The following is a 16,740-nucleotide window of genomic DNA, read 5'->3' as shown; positions in this document are numbered from 1 at the left end:
CCCGACGGCTGCCAGGTCCGGCACGAGAGAGCGCGGGCGGGGATCATGGCGGGATGCCCGAGGGAGACACAGTCTGGCTGGCCGCCCAGCGGATGAACACCGCGCTGGCCGGCGCCAGGCTCACCAAGGGCGAGCTGCGCGTGCCCCAGCTGGCCACCGTGGATCTCACCGGCGCCACCGTCACCGAGGTCGTCCCCCGCGGCAAGCACATGCTCACCCGCTTCGCCGACGGCCGCACCCTGCGCACGCACTACCGGATGGACGGCAGCTGGCACATCTACCGGAAGGGCACCCCGTGGAAGGGCGGGCCCGCGCACAGCATCCGCGCGATCCTGGCCACCGACGAGTGGGACTGCGTCGGTTACCGGCTGCACGACCTGCGGATCGTGCCGACCAGCGGTGAGGGCGAGCTGGTCGGCCACCTCGGTCCCGACGTGCTCGGCCCGGACTGGGACCTCGACGAGGCGTTGCGCCGGCTCCGCTCACACCCGGACGAGCAGATCGGCGTCGCGGTCCTCGACCAGCGCAACCTCGCCGGCATCGGCAACCTCTACAAGGTCGAGACGCTGTTCATGACCCGCACCCACCCGTGGACGCGGGTCGCCGACGTCCCCGACCTGCGCGGGCTGGTCGAACGCGCGCGCACGTTGATGCTGGCCAATCGCGACCACCCGGAGCAGAGCACCACCGGCTCCACCCGGCGCGGGGAGGACCACTGGGTGTTCGGCCGCCGCGGCCGGCCGTGCCGCCGCTGCCGCACGCCGATCCTGCTCGGCGACCAGGGGCCGGACACCCAGGAGCGGGTGACCTACTGGTGCCCGTCGTGCCAGGCCGCACGCAGCCCGATCGACCCGCTCGCTCGCACCGGGGAACCCGGCCATCCGGCGTCGATCGCCGCCACCTGATGAAGGACCCCGGTGCCCCCCCGCCACTCGCAAGCTCGCGACGGGACCCTGCACCGGGGCCTCGACGTCAGGCCGGGTCCGGCCGCTCCGCCGGCTGGGCAGCCGGGGTCTCGGCGCCGAGCCCGGTCGCCGGCGGGGTGCCCTGCTCGATGGCGCCGGCGGCCTGGTTGCCGCTGATGGCCTGGGTGCCACCGCCCATCGACGCACGGAGCTCGGCCAGCCGGGAGGCGCCGGCGACGTCGATGGTCGCCTTCTCGACCTCGAGCATCCGACCCTCGACCGAGTCCTGCGCGAGCTCCGCCTGGCCCAGGGCGGTGGCGTAGCGGGCCTCGATCTTGTCGCGGACCTCACCGAGGTTGGGGGTGTTGCCCGGTGCGGACAGCTCGTTGACCGACCGCAGCGACGCCGACACCTGCTCCTGCATCTTGGCCTGCTCCAGCTGCGACATCAGCTTGGTGCGCTCGGCCAGCGTCGACTGCAGCCGCATCCGGCTGGTCTCGACCGCGCCCTTGGCCTGCTCGGCGGCCTGCAGTGCCTCGTCGTGGCTGCGCTTGAGGTCCTCGACCGACTGCTCGGCGCCGACCAGCTGGGTGGCGAAGGCCTGCGCAGCCTGCTCGTAGTCGGCGGCCTTGGCGGCGTCCCCGGCGGCGCGGGTCTGGTCGGCGAGGGTCAGTGCCTGCCGGGCCGACCCCTGCAGCTTCTCGATCTCACCGAGCTGCCGGCTCAACCGCATCTCCAGCTGCCGCTGGTTGCCCAGCACCGCGGCGGCCTGGTTGGCCAGGGCCTGGTGCCGCTGCTGCTCCGCCTCGATCGCCTGCTGGATCTGGATCTTCGGATCGGCGCGCTGGTCGATCTGGTTGTTGGCCGAGGCCGTCAGGTACTTCCACAGCTTCACGAACGGGTTCGGCATGGCTCCTCCTGGTCCGGTGCTCCAGCCCCGCCGGGCGGCGGGCGGTGCGACACGGATGACACTGTCCCGATCATCGTCCCAGGCCGGGTCCCCGGCCAGCCACCGCACGCCATCCTGCGTCGCGGACCCGCCGTCCTCCCGCACGAACGACTGTCCCCCCGCACCAGTTCTGGTGCGGGGGGACGGTCGGTGATCAGGGCAAACGATCGATGCTGGGGACCGGGGTCACCGGACCGGGCGGCCGCGGAGCCGCCGGTAGTGCGTGACGAGCGCGGCCGTGGAGGCGTCCGCGTCGATCTCCGGGCTGTCCATCTCCGGCGCGGCCTCGCTGGTCAGGGCCGGGGCGAGCTGGCGGGCCATCACCTTGCCGAGCTCCACGCCCCACTGGTCGAAGGAGTCGATCTGCCAGATCGCGCCCTGGGTGAAGACGGTGTGCTCGTAGAAGGCGATCAGCTGCCCCAGTGTCGAGGGGGTCAGCTTCGGCGCCAGGATCGTCGTCGAGGGCCGGTTGCCGGGCATCACCTTGTGCGGGACGACGTCGGCCGGCGTCCCGTCGGCGGCGACCTCCTCCGCCGTCTTGCCGAACGCCAGGGCGGCGCTCTGCGCGAACATGTTGGCCATCAGCAGGTCGTGCATCTCGCCGATGTCGTGGTTCGGCTCGCCGAACCCGATGAAGTCGGCCGGGACGAGCGAGGTGCCCTGGTGCAGCAGCTGGTGGAAGGCGTGCTGGCCGTTGGTGCCGGGCTCGCCCCAGTACACCTCGCCGGTCGCCGTCGTCACCGGCTGCCCGTCGGCCCGCACGGACTTGCCGTTGCTCTCCATCGTCAGCTGCTGCAGGTAGGCCGGCAGCCGGGACAGGTACTGGCTGTAGGGCAGGACCGCGTGGCTCTGGGCACCGAAGAAGTCGGTGTACCAGACGTTGAGCAGCCCCTGGACCAGCGGCATGTTCTCCGCGAGGGGCGCGGTGCGGAAGTGCTCGTCGACGGCGTGGAAGCCGGCGAGCATCTCGGCGTAGGCGTCCGGCCCGATCGCGACCATGAGCGAGAGCCCGATCGCCGAGGTGAAGGAGTAGCGGCCGCCCACCCAGTCCCAGAACTCGAACATGTTCGCGGTGTCGATGCCGAACTCGGCCACGGCGTCGGTGTTGGTGGAGACCGCGACGAAGTGCTTGGCCACCGCCGACCCGTCGGCGCCGGAGGCCAGCAGCCAGTCCCGGGCGACGGTGGCGTTGGTGAGCGTCTCCAGGGTGGTGAACGTCTTGGAGCAGACCACGAACAGCGTGGTCGCCGGGTCCAGGTCGCGGGTCTTCTCGGCGAAGTCGGTGGGGTCGATGTTGGAGACGAAGCGGGCGGTGATCCCGCGGTCGCTGTAGTCGGCCAGGGCGGTGTAGGCCATCGCCGGACCCAGGTCGGAGCCACCGATGCCGATGTTCACCACGGCCCGGATCGGCTCCCCGGTGTGCCCCTTCCACTCCCCCGACCGAACCCGGTCGGCGAAGGTGCGCATCGTGGCCAGCACCGCGTGGACGTCGGCGCTGACGTCCTGGCCGTCGACGGTGAGCGGCACCGACTCCGGTGCGCGCAGCGCCACGTGCAGGACGGCGCGGTCCTCCGTGGTGTTGATGTGCTCACCGCGGAACATCGCCGCGATCCGGCCCGGCACGCCGGCGCGCTCGGCCAGCGCGACCAGCAGCTGCAGTGTCTCGTCGGTGACCCGGTGCTTGGCGAGGTCGACGTGCAGGTCGCCGGCGGTGCCGGTCAGCCGCTCACCGCGGCCGGGGTCCTCGGCGAAGAGCTCGCGCAGCGTCCGGGCGCCGACCGCGCGGTGGTGGTCGGCAAGGGCTGCCCACTCGTCGGTCGCGGTGATGTCCATGCTGCTCTGCCTCCAGTGTCCGGCCAGGGTCTCTGCGGGGACAGGTGCGCAGCGACGCCGCGGCACAAACCCCGGGCATGATCATGCCTGCGCCGGGCAGCTGCCCGGCGCAGGCCCTCCTGCGCCGGGCAGCGTGGGTGGCAGCCACCCGTGGCCGCCCTCCGGGGCGCCGTCAGGCGGCGCTGATCCCCTCGCCCTCCGCCGTCTGGACCTGCTCGACCCGGTCCTCGGCCGCCAGCCGGGTGAGCTCGGCACCGGCCTCGGCGTCCCGGGTCAGGTTGTCCCCCGTCGTCGGGTCGAAGACGTGCACCTTGCGGCTGTCCAGCCAGAACTCCGCGTCCCGGCCCTCCCGGATCCGGCTGGTCGCGTCGATGGACACGATCGCCTGGGTGCGCAGCTCCTCGGAGTCCAGCTCCTTGGACAGCTCACGCAGCTGGGTGCGGATCTCGTCGGGCGCCTCGTAGGGGATGTAGGCGAACTGCGAGTCACCCAGCCACTCGGTCACGTCCACCCGGGCGGTGAACACCGAGCCGAGCGGCCGCTTGGCCTCGTCGACCAGGGAGGCGTCCTCGAAGTACTCCGGCCGGATGCCGACCAGCAGGAGGTCGCGGCCGGCGACCGCGGCCGCCCGCCGCTCGTCGAGCTCGATGTCCCCGAACGGCGTGGTGAGCCGGGAGCCCTCGAGCTGGGCCGGGAGGAAGTTCATCGGCGGCGAGCCGATGAAGCCGGCGACGAAGAGGTTGACCGGCTGCTCGTACAGCTCACGCGGCGAGGCGACCTGCTGGATCTTGCCCTTGCGCAGGACGCAGACCCGGTCGCCGAGCGTCATTGCCTCGGTCTGGTCGTGGGTGACGTAGACGGTGGTGATGCCCAGCCGGCGCTGCAGCCGGGAGATCTCGGTGCGCATCTGGCCGCGGAGCTTGGCGTCCAGGTTGGACAGGGGCTCGTCGAAGAGGAACGCCTCGGCCTGGCGCACGATCGCCCGGCCCATCGCCACCCGCTGGCGCTGACCACCGGAGAGGTTGGCCGGCTTGCGCTCCAGGTGCTCGTGCAGCTCCAGGACGTCGGCGGCCTCGTTCACCCGCCGCTGCACCTCCGCGTCGTCCACCTTGGCCAGCCGCAACGGGAAGGCGATGTTCTCGAACACGCTGAGGTGCGGGTACAGCGCGTAGTTCTGGAAGACCATCGACAGGTTGCGCTCCCGCGGTGCCTTGTCGTTGACCCGGGTGCCGCCGATCACCATGTCGCCGCTGGTGATGTCCTCCAGCCCGACGATCATCCGCAGCAACGTGGACTTCCCGCAGCCGGACGGGCCGACGAGGATCATGAACTCCCCCTCGTCGATGTCCAGGCTCACGTCGTTCACCGCCGGGAAGCCGTCGCCGTACTTCTTGACGATGTTCTTCATCTCGATCGAGGCCATCAGTTCGTCCCTTTCACGATCAGCATGGGTCGGCGGGAGGGCGTCAGCCCTTGACGGCGCCGTTGGTGAGGCCGGCGACGATGCGCCGCTGGAAGAGCAGGACCAGGACGATGACCGGGATGGTGACGATGACCGCGGCAGCCGCGATCGCACCGGTCGGGTCCTCGAACTGGGAGGCGCCGGAGAACAGGCCCAGCGCCGCGGGCACGGGTCGCGCCGCCTCGGTGGAGGTGAGCGAGATGCCGTAGACGAAGTCGTTCCAGGCGATGAAGAAGGCGATGATCGCCGTGGTGAAGACGCCCGGCGCAGCCAGGGGGACGATCACCTTGCGGAACGCCTGCCAGGTGGTCGCGCCGTCGACCTGCGCGGCCTGCTCCATCTCCCAGGGGATCTCCCGGAAGAACGCCGACATCGTCCAGATCGAGATCGGCAGCGTGAGGGACAGGTAGGGGATGATCAGCCCGGGCCAGGTGTCGTAGAGCCCGATGTTGCGCCACAGGTTGAACAGCGGCGTGACGATCGAGATCACCGGGAAGATCGCCACCGCCAGCGCCGTCCCGAGGATGAACTTCTTCCCCGGGAAGTCCAGCCGGGCGATCGCGTAGGCGGCGAACATGGCCAGCAGGCACGAGATCGCAGTGGCGATCAGGCAGATGCCGAACGAGTTGCGCAACGCCGGCAGGAACAGGTCGCTGGCCCCACCGGTGAGGATCAGGGAGTAGTTCTCCCATGTCGGTGCGCCGGGGAGGAAGTTGCCGTTGTTCAGGGCGCTGGGCGCCTTGAACGACAGCGACACGATCCAGGCGATCGGGAACAGCGCGTAGATGACGATCGCCACGCCGGCGACGCCCCACCAGGTCTTCTCCTTGGTGGACATCAGCCTTCCCCCCTCGACTGGGACAGGTCGACCTTGAAGCCCTTGATGAAGCTCATGGCGATGAACACGACCGCCAGGAACAACAGCACCGAGACCGCCGACCCCAGGCCGATCTCCAGCCGCGAGATGGTCTGCCGGTAGGCGAGGAAGGAGACCGACTCGGTCGCGTTCGCCCCGCCGGTCATGATGAAGATGCTGTCGAACACCCGGAACGCGTCCAGGGTGCGGAACAGCAGGGCCACCATGATCGCGGCCTTCATGTTCGGCAGGGTGACCTTGCGCATCCGCTGCCACCAGCTCGCACCGTCGACCTTCGCCGCCTCCTGCAGCACCTCTGGCACCTGGGCGAGCCCGGCCAGCAGGAGCAGCGAGATGAACGGCGTGGTCTTCCAGATCTCGGCGAGACAGATGACCAGCAACGAGGTCCAGGTGCCACCGAACCAGTCGGTGTCCCCGCTGATGCCCGGCACCCAGCCGAACCAGCTGTTGACGAAGCCGGTCTGGATGTCGAACGCGAACTGCCAGGCGAAGGCCGACACCACGGTGATGACCGCGTAGGGGATGAGGATCGCGGCCCGCAGGACCGGCCGGATCGTGCTCAACGCCTTGGCCATCACCATGGCGAGGGCGAAGCCCAGGACCAGCTCCACGGCCACGGTCACCAGGGTGATGAACCCGGTGACCAGCAAGGACCGCCACCACAGCCAGTCGGAGAGGATCACCCCGTAGTTCGACAGCCCGGTGAACGACCGGTTGTCCGGGTCGGTCAGCCGGAAGTCGAAGAGCGAGTCGTAGACCGCCTGGGCGATCGGGTAGGCGGTCACCAGCAGCATGACCACCAGGGCGGGGCCGGCCAGCAGCCAGCCGAGCTTCCGCTCGCTCTTGGCCCGGTCGCTGGTCTTGGCGTCCGGGGCGGAGACCGGCTGGGTCTTCTCCGCCGGGGGGAGCGTCGTGGTGCTCACCGGATCACCCCCCCGGCGGTGGACGGATGCGCGGAGACCCGCGTCGCGTGCTCGGTCACAGCAACTGCTCCTTCCGCAACACGGCGTTGATCAGTTCGGTGGCCTGCTCCGGCGTCTGCTCGGGTTCGACCGACGACGGCGGGTGGTAGACGCGCTGGATCCCGCCGGAGACCTCGCTGTAGTACGGCGTCTGCGGCCGGGGCGCCGCGAGCTCGAGGGAGTCCCGGATGGTCGGGGCCATCGGGAACTGCTCGAGCACCTCCGGGTCGTCGTAGACCGCGGTGTCCGAGGCCGGGTTGCCGTTGGTGACGAAGTAGTAGGCCTGGTTCTCCGTCGACGTGATGCACTCGGTGGCTGCGTAGGCGAGGCCGGGGTTCTCGCTGAAGGCACCGACGCCCAGGTTGATACCGCCGTAGGGCGGCGCGGCCGGGGTGTCTGCGTCCACCCGCGGGTAGATCGCCCAGCCGTAGTCCTCCGGCACCGAGGCGTCCATCGTCCCGGCTTCCACCGCGGCCAGGGCCCGGGGGTAGACGAACGGGTAGTTCACGTTGAACCCGCCCTCGGGACCTTCGAAGGCCGTCGCGGTGGAGTCCTCGTTCGCCGTCGACAACGCCGGGCCGGCCGTTCCACTGGTGGCGATCATGCGCATCACCTCGGCGGCGCGGATGCCGGCCTCGGACGTCAGCCCCAGTTCGATCTCCGAGGGGTCGGTCGAGTTCTCCTCGATGATCGACCCACCGGCCGACTCGATGAGGGCGTTGAACCAGACGGTGAGGGCCTCGGCGCGGATGCCCTGCACGCCGACCTGCACGTCCTGCTCCTGGGCGGCCTGCACGATCTCCTCCCAGGTGACCGGCTGGCTCATGTCCAGCCCGGCCGCCTCCGCCACCGACTCGCGGTACCAGAGCAGCTGGGTGTTCGCCCAGAACGGGACGGCGACCAGCTCGTCGTCCCAGGTGGAGCCCTCGACCGCGCTCTCCACCACGTCCTCGGTGACCCGGTCGGCGACGTCCTCGGGCACCGGTGCGAGGAAGCCCGCCTCGGCGAACTCCGGGATGAACGGTGGGTCCAGGCTCATGATGTCGATCGAGGAGTCGTTGGCCGCCAGCCGCCGGATCAGCTGCTCCCGTTGCTGGGACGCCTCGCGGGGCAGCACCGCCGTCTCGATCACGTACTCGCCGTCGGCGGCCTCGGTGCACCGGGCGGCGATCTCGGCCTGGCCACCGGAGTCGGGGTTGGTGTACCAGGTGAGCGTCGGCACGCCCCCCTCGTCGCTTCCGCAGGCCGCGAGCACGGAGCTCAGCAAGCCCGCTGCGGCGGCACCGGCGACCGCCCGCCGCCGCCTGCGGGAGTGGGACGGACCGGCCCGACCGGTCCGCATGCTGTCGTCTCCGACCCTGCTGACGTCCGGCACCGAGCCACCACCTCCATCGCCTCCAGCGACGTGTGTGGTCGCTGCGGACCTCGGAGAGTGGCCTTGGTCACACCGGCTGTCAACCGGAGCGAGATCCTGTCGAGACCTCCCGCCGGACGCCCTGGCGGGAGGTCTTCAGCGGGGGTCGGACCGGTGCGCCATCACCGACGGCGTGGTCAGCTGGACCGGCATCCGCGGCAGCACGTTCTGCACGTAGGAGCGCACGGCAGCCCAGGTCCCGACGTCGAAACCGGCCCCCTCGGACAGGAACCAGCGGTGCTCCAGCACCTCGTGGAACACCTCGGCGGGTTCCAGCCGGCCAGCCAGCTCGTCGGGGACCGCGCCCACCACGGGCAGGTACACCTCGGTCAGCCAGCGGTGGCCGGCGACGGTCTCCGGCACCGGGCGGCCGCCACGCTGCTCCAGGTAGGCGCGGTAGGACCACAGGTCGTTGAGCAGCCGCTGCGCCTGGTTCTCCTGCACCTCCAGGCCGGTCAGCCGGACCAGCTCTCGCCGGTGCTGCCCGGGTTCGGCGACCCGGGTCTCGACCCGCAGCCGTGCGCCGTCCCCGGAGGTGACCAGCTCGATCTCCCCCACGTCGAACCCGAGGTCGTTGATCCGCTGCAGCCGCTCGGCGACCCGGATCGCCTGCTCGTCGGCGCGGAAGACCTCCTCCCGGGTCACCTCCTCCCACAGCGCCTCGTACCGGATCGGCAGGCTCTCGGCGATCTCGATCGGGTCGATCTCCGGTGCCAGCAGCTCGCCGGCCTGCAGGTCCATCAGCTCGGCACCGACCCGCTCGCGGGCCAGGTCGACGTCGTAGGCCCGCTTCCGCGCCGACAGCGTGGGGTGGCGCTCCGCGGTCTCCGCGTCGACCAGGTAGGCGGTGAACGTCCCCGCGTCCAGCCGGAAGAGCGTGTTGGACAGCGAGCAGTCGCCCCAGTAGACACCGGCCAGGTGCAGCCGCACCAGCAGCTCCACCAGGGTGTCCAGCAGCTTCATCGGGTCGTCGGCAGCCCGCGGGCCGGAGAACAGGTACCGGTAGGACATCGAGTACTCGAGGTAGCGGGTGACCAGGACGGCCTGCTGGTCGTCGGGGCGGTCGACGCAGATGCCCAGCACCGACACCGACGGCAGCCCCTCGCCCTCGAACTCGGCGAGCAGCGCGTACTCGTGCCGGGCCAGCGGCTCGGCGATCTCCTTGAGGGCGTAGACGCGACCCTCCGACACGGTGAACCGGACGACGTGCCGGGAGATGCCGCGCTGCGGCACCTCGAGCAGCAGGGACTCGTCCCACTCCTCCAGGGGCTGGTGCCACGGCAGGGACAGCAGGCCGGCAGCCTCGGTGGCCGGGGGCCGGAACAGGTACCGCATCACGCGCTCCGCTGGTGGTCTGGCACGGGGTCCGATTCGGGCAGGCCGACCGTCACGATGTCACGTGACCGGGCCGACGGCCCCCTGTGGCGGCTGGACGGCACACGGCCGTCCCGGTCGGCAGGGACCGGGACGGCCGTGGCGATGCGCGCGTGCGTCAGCCGACGAGCTGACCGGTGACGACCGCGGCCTGCGCAGCCCGCTCCTGCACGGTGCCCGGCTGCAGCACCAGGCCCAGCAGCCAGCGGCAGACCAGCTCGGCCTCGGGGCGGGAGATGCGCAGCGCCGAGCCGAGGGTGACGACGACGTCGCCCCAGCGGTCGGCGTCCAGCGCCATCATCTGCACCAGGGTCTCCGGCTCGGTCTCGGCCAGCCGGCGCAGCACCGGGTGCCCGCCCACCTCCTCGGCCAGCGCGGGGACGGCGACGGTCAGCGGGAGCTCGGCGGCGAGCGCGGCCAGCCGGTCCAGCTCGTAGGCGATGAGCGCGTGCGCCACGTCGTCCTTGGTGCGGAAGTGGTTGTACAGCGTGGCCTTGGCGACCCCGGCGGCGGCGGCGACGTGCTGCATCGTGGTCTTGCGGACCCCGCGCTCGGCGAAGGCCGCCCGCGCCCCGGTGAGCAGTCCGCGCCGGGTGCGGCTCATCGGCACCCCGGCGCGCGCGGGACGACGGGAGTCCTGACGCGGGGTCGTGGGGCGCGGGGCCGGGACGGCGACGGCGAGTGAGGGCACCGGCGCGGTCAGGTGGTGACCGGCCGGCGGCGGCTGCAGGAGCGCGCCCCCGATCGGCACCGGGGTCGTCAGGTGCTGCCCGCCCGCAGCGGCGGCCTCAGCGGCCGCGGACTCGGCAGCGTCGGCCTCCAGCACGGTGACCCCGCCCCGGCCGGTGACGGTCGGCACCGGGAGCGAGGGGTGCTGCGGCAGCGGGGGGCGCGATCCTGGGAAAGACATGGACACTTTGTGCCCGTTCCGTCGCACTGGGTCAAGGAGGTGGACGCCGAGCGGACTTCGTGTCGCGCCCACCGGCTCCACGGTGGACGAATCCGGTCCCCGGTGGGCGGTCAGGCAGCGAGCGAAACGGCCCCACGGGCACGGGTGGCCGCGCGGGCCGACTGACCGATGCCCACGAGCGCCAGGGCCGGCTCGGCGACCGGCGTCTCGGCAGCTGCCTGCTCGGCCGGCTGGTCGGCAGCCTCCGCGGCTGCGGCCTCCTCGTCCCCGGCTCCCGGGCGGGCGACGGCGACCGGACGGACCGGGCGACCGGTCGGCTCGGTGAGCCGCATCTCCAGGCTCACCTCCGCCAGCAGGTCGGCCAGCTCCACGTCCAGGGCGTCGCAGATGGAGGCGAGCAGCTCGGAGGAGGCCTCCTTCTGGCCGCGCTCCACCTCCGAGAGGTACCCCAGACTCACCCGGGCCGCGCCGGAGACGTCGCGCAGGGTCCGCCGCTGGCGCAGCCGGTGGCCCCGCAGGGTGTTCCCCAGCTGGGTGCGCAGCAGCGTCATGGCCCTCTCCTGTCCACTCTCACGAGCAGGTCGAACGAGCAGCGCCGCTGACCCGATCGGTCGGAGACGCCGTGTGCTCACCGTACGCGGCCATGACCCGGGTCACCGTGCCGGTGGAGGTCCGTCCGCTCATGGCGTAACACCCCCGCCGTCCCCCGGCTTCCCGGGGAGCGGGTGTTCGGCCAGCCGACCCAGCAGCCGCGCCATCGCCTCCCGCACCGCCCCGGCGCGCACCGCAGCGCGGTCGCCGGGGAGGTCCAGCTCGTGGACGACGGTGACCAGCCCGTCGCTGAGGCCCAGGTACACCCGGCCGGGGGCGTGCCCGTCGACCGGGTCGGGGCCGGCCACACCGGTGAGACCTATGCCCCAGGTGGCGGCGCAGCGGCTGCGGATCCCCTCGGCGAGCGCAGCCGCGGCGGGTTCGCTCACCGGGCCGGAGGTGGCCAGCAGCTCCGGGGCGACCCCGGCCAGCGCAGTCTTCAGGTCGGTGGCGTACGCGACGACCCCACCACGCAGCGTGGCGCTGGCGCCGGGCACCGCGGCGAGGGTGGCGCAGAAGAGGCCGGCGGTGAGCGACTCGGCTGCCGCGACCGTCTCACCCCGGGCCAGCAGCGCCTCGTGCAGCTGCTGTGCCGCCTCGGCGGTGTCCGGCGAGCTCATGCGCGGCCCTCACCGACCCCGGGTTCGCCGCCCGAGCCTGCCCGCCGGGTCGCCGCCGCCCGCATGGCCCGCGCGCTGGTCCGGCGCAGCTTCACGGCCCGGTAGACGTAGTCGATGCCGGTGGCGACGGTCAGCACGAACGCCGTGGCCATCACCCACCACCGGGCCGTCCCGAACAGCCCGTCGATGGGCAGGATGTACATCCCGATGGCCAGCGACTGGAGCACGGTCTTGGCCTTGCCACCGCGGCTGGCGGCGATCACGCCGTGCCGGATGACCCAGAACCGCAGCAGGGTGACCCCGACCTCGCGGACCACGATGGTCAGCGTCACCCACCACGGGAGCAGGCCCAGCACCGACAGGCCGATCAGCGCGGTGCCGGTGAGCGCCTTGTCGGCGATCGGGTCGGCGAGCTTGCCGAACTCGGTCACCTGGTTGGTGCGGCGGGCGATCATGCCGTCCAGCTGGTCGGTGACGATCGCGAGGACGAAGAAGAGGGTGGCCCAAGCGCGGCGCGCGTCGTCGGCCCCGCCCTCGGACAGCAGCAGGAGCGCGAACAGCGGGACGACCGCCAGCCGGAGCATGGTGAGCGCGTTGGGCAGGTTGAGCAGCCGGGCGCTCTGCGGCGGCGTCGCCGCCGGGTCGACCGGCCCCCCTGGTGCCACCGCGCCCACCGGGTCAGACCCCGGCTGGTGCGACGAGCGCCGACACCCCGCGCGCGGGCAGCAGCACCCGCGCGACCAGGTCGACACCCTCGGTGTCGATCACCTCGGCCTGCACCAGCTGGCCGGCGACCGCGTCGACGGGCACACCGGAGACGGTCGTGGTGCCATCGGCGTCGGGGTCCTGGTGCGCGGCGTGGCCGGCCCAGGTGCCGGGCTCCTCGTCGTCGGACAGGTCCTCGGTGAGCAGCACCTCCACGGTGCTGCCGATCCGCTCCTCGGCGCGCTGCGCGGTCAGCTCCTCGACCAGGTCGGTGATCCGCCGCACCCGGGCGTCGATCTCCACCTGGTCGAGCTTGCCGGGCAGCCCGAGCGCCTCGGTGCCGTCCTCGTCGGAGTAGCCGAACACGCCGACGGCGTCCAGCCGCCCCTCGGTGAGGAAGCGCTCGAGCTCGACGACGTCGTCCTCGGTCTCGCCGGGGAACCCGAGGATGACGTTGGTGCGGAAGCCCGCACCCGGCGCCAGCGCCCGGGCCCGCTCGATGATGCCGAGGAAGTCCTCGGTGCCGCCGAAGCGCCGCATCCGGCGCAGCAGCGTCGGCGAGGAGTGCTGGAAGGACAGGTCGAAGTAGGGGGCGATGCCCGGGGTCGCGGCGATCACCTCGAGCAGCCCGGGCCGCAGCTCGGCCGGCTGCAGGTAGGCCACCCGCACGCGGGCGATGCCGTCGACGGCGGCCAGCTGGGGCAGCAGCTTCTCCAGCGAGCGGAGGTCGCCGGTGTCCTTGCCGTAGGAGGTGGAGTTCTCGCTCACCAGGACGATCTCGGTGACCCCCTGCGAGGCCAGCCAGTGCGCCTCGCCGAGCACCTCACCGGCCGGGCGGGAGACGAAGGAGCCACGGAAGGTGGGGATGGCGCAGAAGGCGCAGCGCCGGTCGCAACCGGAGGCGATCTTCAACGCCGCGGACGGGCCGCTGGCCAGTCGCTTGCGACGGAGCCAGTCGTGGCCGGGGATGGCCGGCGCGTCCGGGGCCTGGGTCGCCGCCGTCCGCTGCACCGGGCTGATCGGCAGCAGCGTCCGCCGGTCCTTCGGGGTGTGCGGGACCAGCGGCCGGCCGGTGAGCACGTCGTCCAGCCGGTCGCCGATGGCGCCGTAGTCGTCGAAGCCGAGGACAGTGGCCTCGGGCAGCGCCCCGGCCAGCTCGGCGCCGTACCGCTCGGCCATGCAGCCGACGGCGATCACCTCGGCGCCGGAGTCGGTGGCGGCGAGGATCGCGTCGACCGAGTCCTTCTTCGCGCTCTCGATGAACCCGCAGGTGTTCACCAGCACGGCGTCGGCGGCCTCGCCGTCGGCGACCAGTTCGTACCCGTCACCGGCCAGGCGTCCGGCGAGTTCCTCGGAGTCCACCTCGTTGCGGGCACAGCCGAGGGTGACGACGGACACGCGCCGCGGAGCGGGACCGGCGGGCTGCCCTTCGGGGGATGTCATGGGTCTGGGCAGGGCTGGCACCGCACCATCGTAGGCGTCGCCCGGACCCCCGACCGGCGACACCGGTGCAGGGTCCGCGCTCAGCCCTCTCCCCCGCGCAGGGTGAACATGACCGACTCCAGCTCGTCGGGCTTGATGAGCACGTCCCGGGCCTTGGAGCCCTCCGACGGCCCGACGATGCCGCGGCTCTCCATCAGGTCCATCAGCCGCCCCGCCTTGGCGAAGCCCACCCGCAGCTTGCGCTGCAGCATCGAGGTGGAGCCGAACTGGCTGGTGACGACGAGCTCGACGGCCTGGACCAGCAGCTCCAGGTCGTTGCCGATGTCCTCGTCGATCTCCTTCTTCTCCGCCGCCGCGGCGGTGAAGACCTCCTCGCGGTACTCCGGCTCGCCCTGGCGCTTGACGAACTCGACGACCGCCTCGATCTCGGCGTCGGAGACGTAGGCGCCCTGCACGCGGATCGGCTTGCCGGCGCCGATCGGCAGGAAGAGGGCGTCGCCCATGCCGATCAGCTTCTCCGCGCCCGGCTGGTCGAGGATGACCCGGCTGTCGGTGAGGCTGGAGGTGGAGAACGCCAGCCGCGAGGGCACGTTGGCCTTGATCAGGCCGGTGACGACGTCGACCGAGGGGCGCTGGGTGGCCAGCACCAGGTGGATGCCGGCGGCGCGCGCCTTCTGGGTGATCCGGACGATCGACTCCTCGACGTCCCGCGGCGCGACCATCATCAGGTCGGCGAGCTCGTCGACGATGGTGAGGATGTAGGGGTAGGGCTGGTAGACCCGCTCGCTGCCGGGCGGGGCGGTGATCTCCCCGCGCTCGACCTTCTTGTTGAAGTCGTCGATGTGCCGCACCCCGGTGGCGCGCATGTCCTGGTAGCGCTGCTCCATCTCCTCGACCAGCCAGGCCAGCGCGGTGGCGGCCTTCTTGGGGTCGGTGATGATCGGCGTGATCAGGTGCGGGATGCCGTCGTAGGGCGTGAGCTCGACCATCTTCGGGTCGACCAGGATCATCCTCAGCTGGTCGGGTGTCGCCCGGAGCAGCAGCGAGGTCAGCAGCGAGTTGATGCAGCTGGACTTGCCGGCACCGGTGGCACCGGCGACCAGCAGGTGCGGCATCTTGGCCAGGTTGGCGCAGACGAAGCCGCCCTCGATGTCCTTGCCCAGGCCGACCAGCATCGGGTGCGGGTCCTGCTTGGCCACCTGGGAGCGCATGACGTCGCCCAGGCTGACGGTCTCGCGGTCGGTGTTGGGCACCTCGACGCCCACCGCCGACTTGCCCGGGATGGGCGCGAGGATGCGGATGTTGTCGTTGGCGACGGCGTAGGCGAGGTTCTTGGTCAGCGCGGTGATCTTCTCGACCTTGACCGCGTTGCCCAGCTCGATCTCGTAGCGGGTCACCGTCGGGCCGCGGGTGTAGCTGGTGACCGCGGCGTCGATGTTGAACTGCTCGAGCACCCCGGTGATCGCCTCGATGGCGACGTCGTTGGCCTTGGACTTGGCCCGCGGCGGGGTGCCGGCGCGCAGCACGCTCACCGAGGGCAGCGTGTAGGCGCCCTCGACCGGCTGGATCCGGAGCTGCTCGGGCTCCTCGATCGGCGGCAGGTCCTCCGGCGGGGCCGTGCGGTCGATGATCGCCGGCCGGCGGACCGGGACGGGCTCGGGGGCCGGCTCGTGGACGACGGCATCCGGGGCGTCGTCCAGTGCGGCGGTGTCCACGACCCCGGTGTCCAGGGTGTCCTCGACCGCTGGGGCCTTGCGGCTCCTGCGCACCCGCGGGACCGGCTCGGTCGCCGGCTCCTCGTCCTGGTACTCGTCGTAGTCGTCGTACTCCTCGTCGCCGTCCCGGCCCAGCTGCCGGTCGGCCCACTCCCGCAGGCGTTCGGGCACCTGGTGCACCGGCGTGGCGGTGACGACGAGCACGCCGAAGAAAGCGAGCAGGACCAGCAGCAGCACGGTGACGATCGGGCCGACCCCGGCGGTCAACGGCATGCCGACCGCCCACCCGAGCAGGCCGCCGGCGCCGGTCCGCTCGTCCGGCTCGGCCTCCGGCCCGACGACGTGGGCCACGCCGACGACGGCGGCGATCACGCTCAGCCAGCCGATCATCAGCCGCCCGCGCGACTCCGGGTGCGGGGGGTGCCGCAGCAGCCGCAGCGCGACCAGGAACAGCACGACCGGCAGCCCGACGGTCAGGGCACCGATCGTCCACTCGACCCCGGTGGCCAGACCGGCGCCGACCGGACCGATGCCGTTGGTCCAGACGGCCGCTCCCAGCACGATCGCCAGGCCCAGGACGGCGAGCCCGACGCCGTCCCGGCGGTGCTCGGGACCCAGCGGCTCCGCCTCCGCCGGCCGCGCCACCGAGCGCGCCACGCCGCCGGCGCCGCGGGCCAGCAGGCCCCAGGCACCGGTCGCGCCGCGCCAGAGGCTCCCGGCGAGCGTGCCCTGCTTCTTCTTCGGCGCCGGCCGGCGGGCCGCGGTCGCCCCGCGCTTGGCCGGGGCACGCTTCTTGGCAGCGGTGCTGCCCGAGCGCGGGCGTGAGGAGGCGCTCCCGCGCGCGGGCGCCCGGTTCGACGTCGACGCGCGAGCAGGCATGCGTCAGACGGTAATCGCCGATGCCGGTACCGGGGCCCATCCGGCGCCGCGTGTCCGGCTCGGGCTCAGCCGACACCCAGCTCGTCGGCTGGCTAGCGTGA

14 protein-coding genes are annotated in these 16,740 nt (G+C 72.1%); 1 reads left to right on the top strand and 13 read right to left on the bottom strand.

Annotation, left to right across the window (positions count from 1 at the left end):
• Nucleotides 1–53: 53 nt before the first annotated feature.
• Entirely contained in the window at nt 54–905 is an 852-nt protein-coding gene (locus O2W18_RS21205) for a DNA-formamidopyrimidine glycosylase family protein (RefSeq protein ID WP_269189402.1), read from the top strand.
• A 67-nt stretch (nt 906–972) separates the two neighbouring features.
• Here the strand turns inward: O2W18_RS21205 and O2W18_RS21200 are convergent, their stop codons facing one another.
• The 13 genes from O2W18_RS21200 to O2W18_RS21140 form a co-directional block, all read right to left on the bottom strand.
• On the bottom strand, nt 973–1,815 hold the full coding sequence (locus O2W18_RS21200; protein WP_269189401.1) for a PspA/IM30 family protein: 843 nt from the start codon (nt 1,813–1,815) through the stop codon (nt 973–975).
• Between the two features lie 225 nt (nt 1,816–2,040).
• Entirely contained in the window at nt 2,041–3,687 is a 1,647-nt protein-coding gene (gene pgi / locus O2W18_RS21195) for a glucose-6-phosphate isomerase (protein ID WP_269189400.1), read from the bottom strand.
• A 172-nt stretch (nt 3,688–3,859) separates the two neighbouring features.
• Nucleotides 3,860–5,110 carry an ABC transporter ATP-binding protein gene (locus O2W18_RS21190; RefSeq protein WP_269189399.1) on the bottom strand — a complete coding sequence of 417 codons (1,251 nt, stop codon included), beginning with the start codon at nt 5,108–5,110 and terminating at the stop codon, nt 3,860–3,862.
• 43 nt (nt 5,111–5,153) lie between these two features.
• Nucleotides 5,154–5,987, bottom strand: coding sequence for a carbohydrate ABC transporter permease (locus O2W18_RS21185; RefSeq protein WP_036334056.1), 834 nt, complete (start codon nt 5,985–5,987; stop codon nt 5,154–5,156).
• Nucleotides 5,987–6,949, bottom strand: a complete 963-nt coding sequence (locus tag O2W18_RS21180) for a carbohydrate ABC transporter permease (RefSeq protein ID WP_269189398.1) — start codon at nt 6,947–6,949, stop codon at nt 5,987–5,989. The genes O2W18_RS21185 and O2W18_RS21180 overlap by 1 nt, the downstream gene beginning before the upstream one ends.
• Nucleotides 6,950–7,004: 55 nt before the next feature.
• On the bottom strand, nt 7,005–8,210 hold the full coding sequence (locus tag O2W18_RS21175; RefSeq protein WP_269189397.1) for an extracellular solute-binding protein: 1,206 nt from the start codon (nt 8,208–8,210) through the stop codon (nt 7,005–7,007).
• Between the two features lie 288 nt (nt 8,211–8,498).
• Nucleotides 8,499–9,737: a DUF4032 domain-containing protein gene (locus O2W18_RS21170; RefSeq protein ID WP_269189396.1), complete on the bottom strand. Its 1,239-nt coding sequence runs from the start codon at nt 9,735–9,737 to the stop codon at nt 8,499–8,501.
• A gap of 157 nt (nt 9,738–9,894) precedes the next feature.
• Nucleotides 9,895–10,686, bottom strand: coding sequence for a TetR/AcrR family transcriptional regulator (locus O2W18_RS21165; RefSeq protein WP_269189395.1), 792 nt, complete (start codon nt 10,684–10,686; stop codon nt 9,895–9,897).
• Between the two features lie 110 nt (nt 10,687–10,796).
• Nucleotides 10,797–11,237 carry a helix-turn-helix domain-containing protein gene (locus tag O2W18_RS21800; RefSeq protein WP_269189394.1) on the bottom strand — a complete coding sequence of 147 codons (441 nt, stop codon included), beginning with the start codon at nt 11,235–11,237 and terminating at the stop codon, nt 10,797–10,799.
• Nucleotides 11,238–11,366: 129 nt separating this feature from the next.
• Complete coding sequence (locus tag O2W18_RS21155; RefSeq protein ID WP_269189393.1) at nt 11,367–11,897, bottom strand: CinA family protein; 531 nt, start codon at nt 11,895–11,897, stop codon at nt 11,367–11,369.
• Nucleotides 11,894–12,562 (bottom strand): CDP-diacylglycerol--glycerol-3-phosphate 3-phosphatidyltransferase, encoded by a 669-nt coding sequence (gene pgsA, locus O2W18_RS21150; RefSeq protein ID WP_269189392.1) that lies wholly within the window; start codon nt 12,560–12,562, stop codon nt 11,894–11,896. The genes O2W18_RS21155 and pgsA overlap by 4 nt, the downstream gene beginning before the upstream one ends.
• 13 nt (nt 12,563–12,575) lie before the next feature.
• Nucleotides 12,576–14,000, bottom strand: a complete 1,425-nt coding sequence (gene rimO, locus O2W18_RS21145; protein ID WP_269189391.1) for a 30S ribosomal protein S12 methylthiotransferase RimO — start codon at nt 13,998–14,000, stop codon at nt 12,576–12,578.
• A gap of 125 nt (nt 14,001–14,125) precedes the next feature.
• Entirely contained in the window at nt 14,126–16,639 is a 2,514-nt protein-coding gene (locus O2W18_RS21140; protein WP_269189390.1) for an FtsK/SpoIIIE family DNA translocase, read from the bottom strand.
• Between the last annotated feature and the right edge of the window lie 101 nt (nt 16,640–16,740).

Origin of the sequence: Modestobacter sp. VKM Ac-2983 (assembly GCF_026967885.1) — a bacterium.
Lineage (GTDB): Bacteria > Actinomycetota > Actinomycetes > Mycobacteriales > Geodermatophilaceae > Modestobacter.
The sequence above is the reverse complement of the archived record's forward strand: the minus strand, read 5'-3'. Positions and strand labels throughout refer to the sequence as shown.

Excerpts from the sequence above, each read along its gene's own strand:
- O2W18_RS21170 (WP_269189396.1), bottom strand. The coding sequence starts at position 9,737 with ATGCGGTACCTGTTCCGGCCCCCGGCCACCGAGGCTGCCGGCCTGCTG.
- O2W18_RS21800 (WP_269189394.1), bottom strand. The coding sequence starts at position 11,237 with ATGACGCTGCTGCGCACCCAGCTGGGGAACACCCTGCGGGGCCACCGG.
- O2W18_RS21165 (WP_269189395.1), bottom strand. The coding sequence starts at position 10,686 with ATGTCTTTCCCAGGATCGCGCCCCCCGCTGCCGCAGCACCCCTCGCTC.
- O2W18_RS21205 (WP_269189402.1), top strand. The coding sequence starts at position 54 with ATGCCCGAGGGAGACACAGTCTGGCTGGCCGCCCAGCGGATGAACACC.
- O2W18_RS21140 (WP_269189390.1), bottom strand. The coding sequence starts at position 16,639 with ATGCCTGCTCGCGCGTCGACGTCGAACCGGGCGCCCGCGCGCGGGAGC.
- O2W18_RS21185 (WP_036334056.1), bottom strand. The coding sequence starts at position 5,987 with ATGTCCACCAAGGAGAAGACCTGGTGGGGCGTCGCCGGCGTGGCGATC.
- O2W18_RS21190 (WP_269189399.1), bottom strand. The coding sequence starts at position 5,110 with ATGGCCTCGATCGAGATGAAGAACATCGTCAAGAAGTACGGCGACGGC.
- pgi (WP_269189400.1), bottom strand. The coding sequence starts at position 3,687 with ATGGACATCACCGCGACCGACGAGTGGGCAGCCCTTGCCGACCACCAC.
- O2W18_RS21155 (WP_269189393.1), bottom strand. The coding sequence starts at position 11,897 with ATGAGCTCGCCGGACACCGCCGAGGCGGCACAGCAGCTGCACGAGGCG.
- O2W18_RS21200 (WP_269189401.1), bottom strand. The coding sequence starts at position 1,815 with ATGCCGAACCCGTTCGTGAAGCTGTGGAAGTACCTGACGGCCTCGGCC.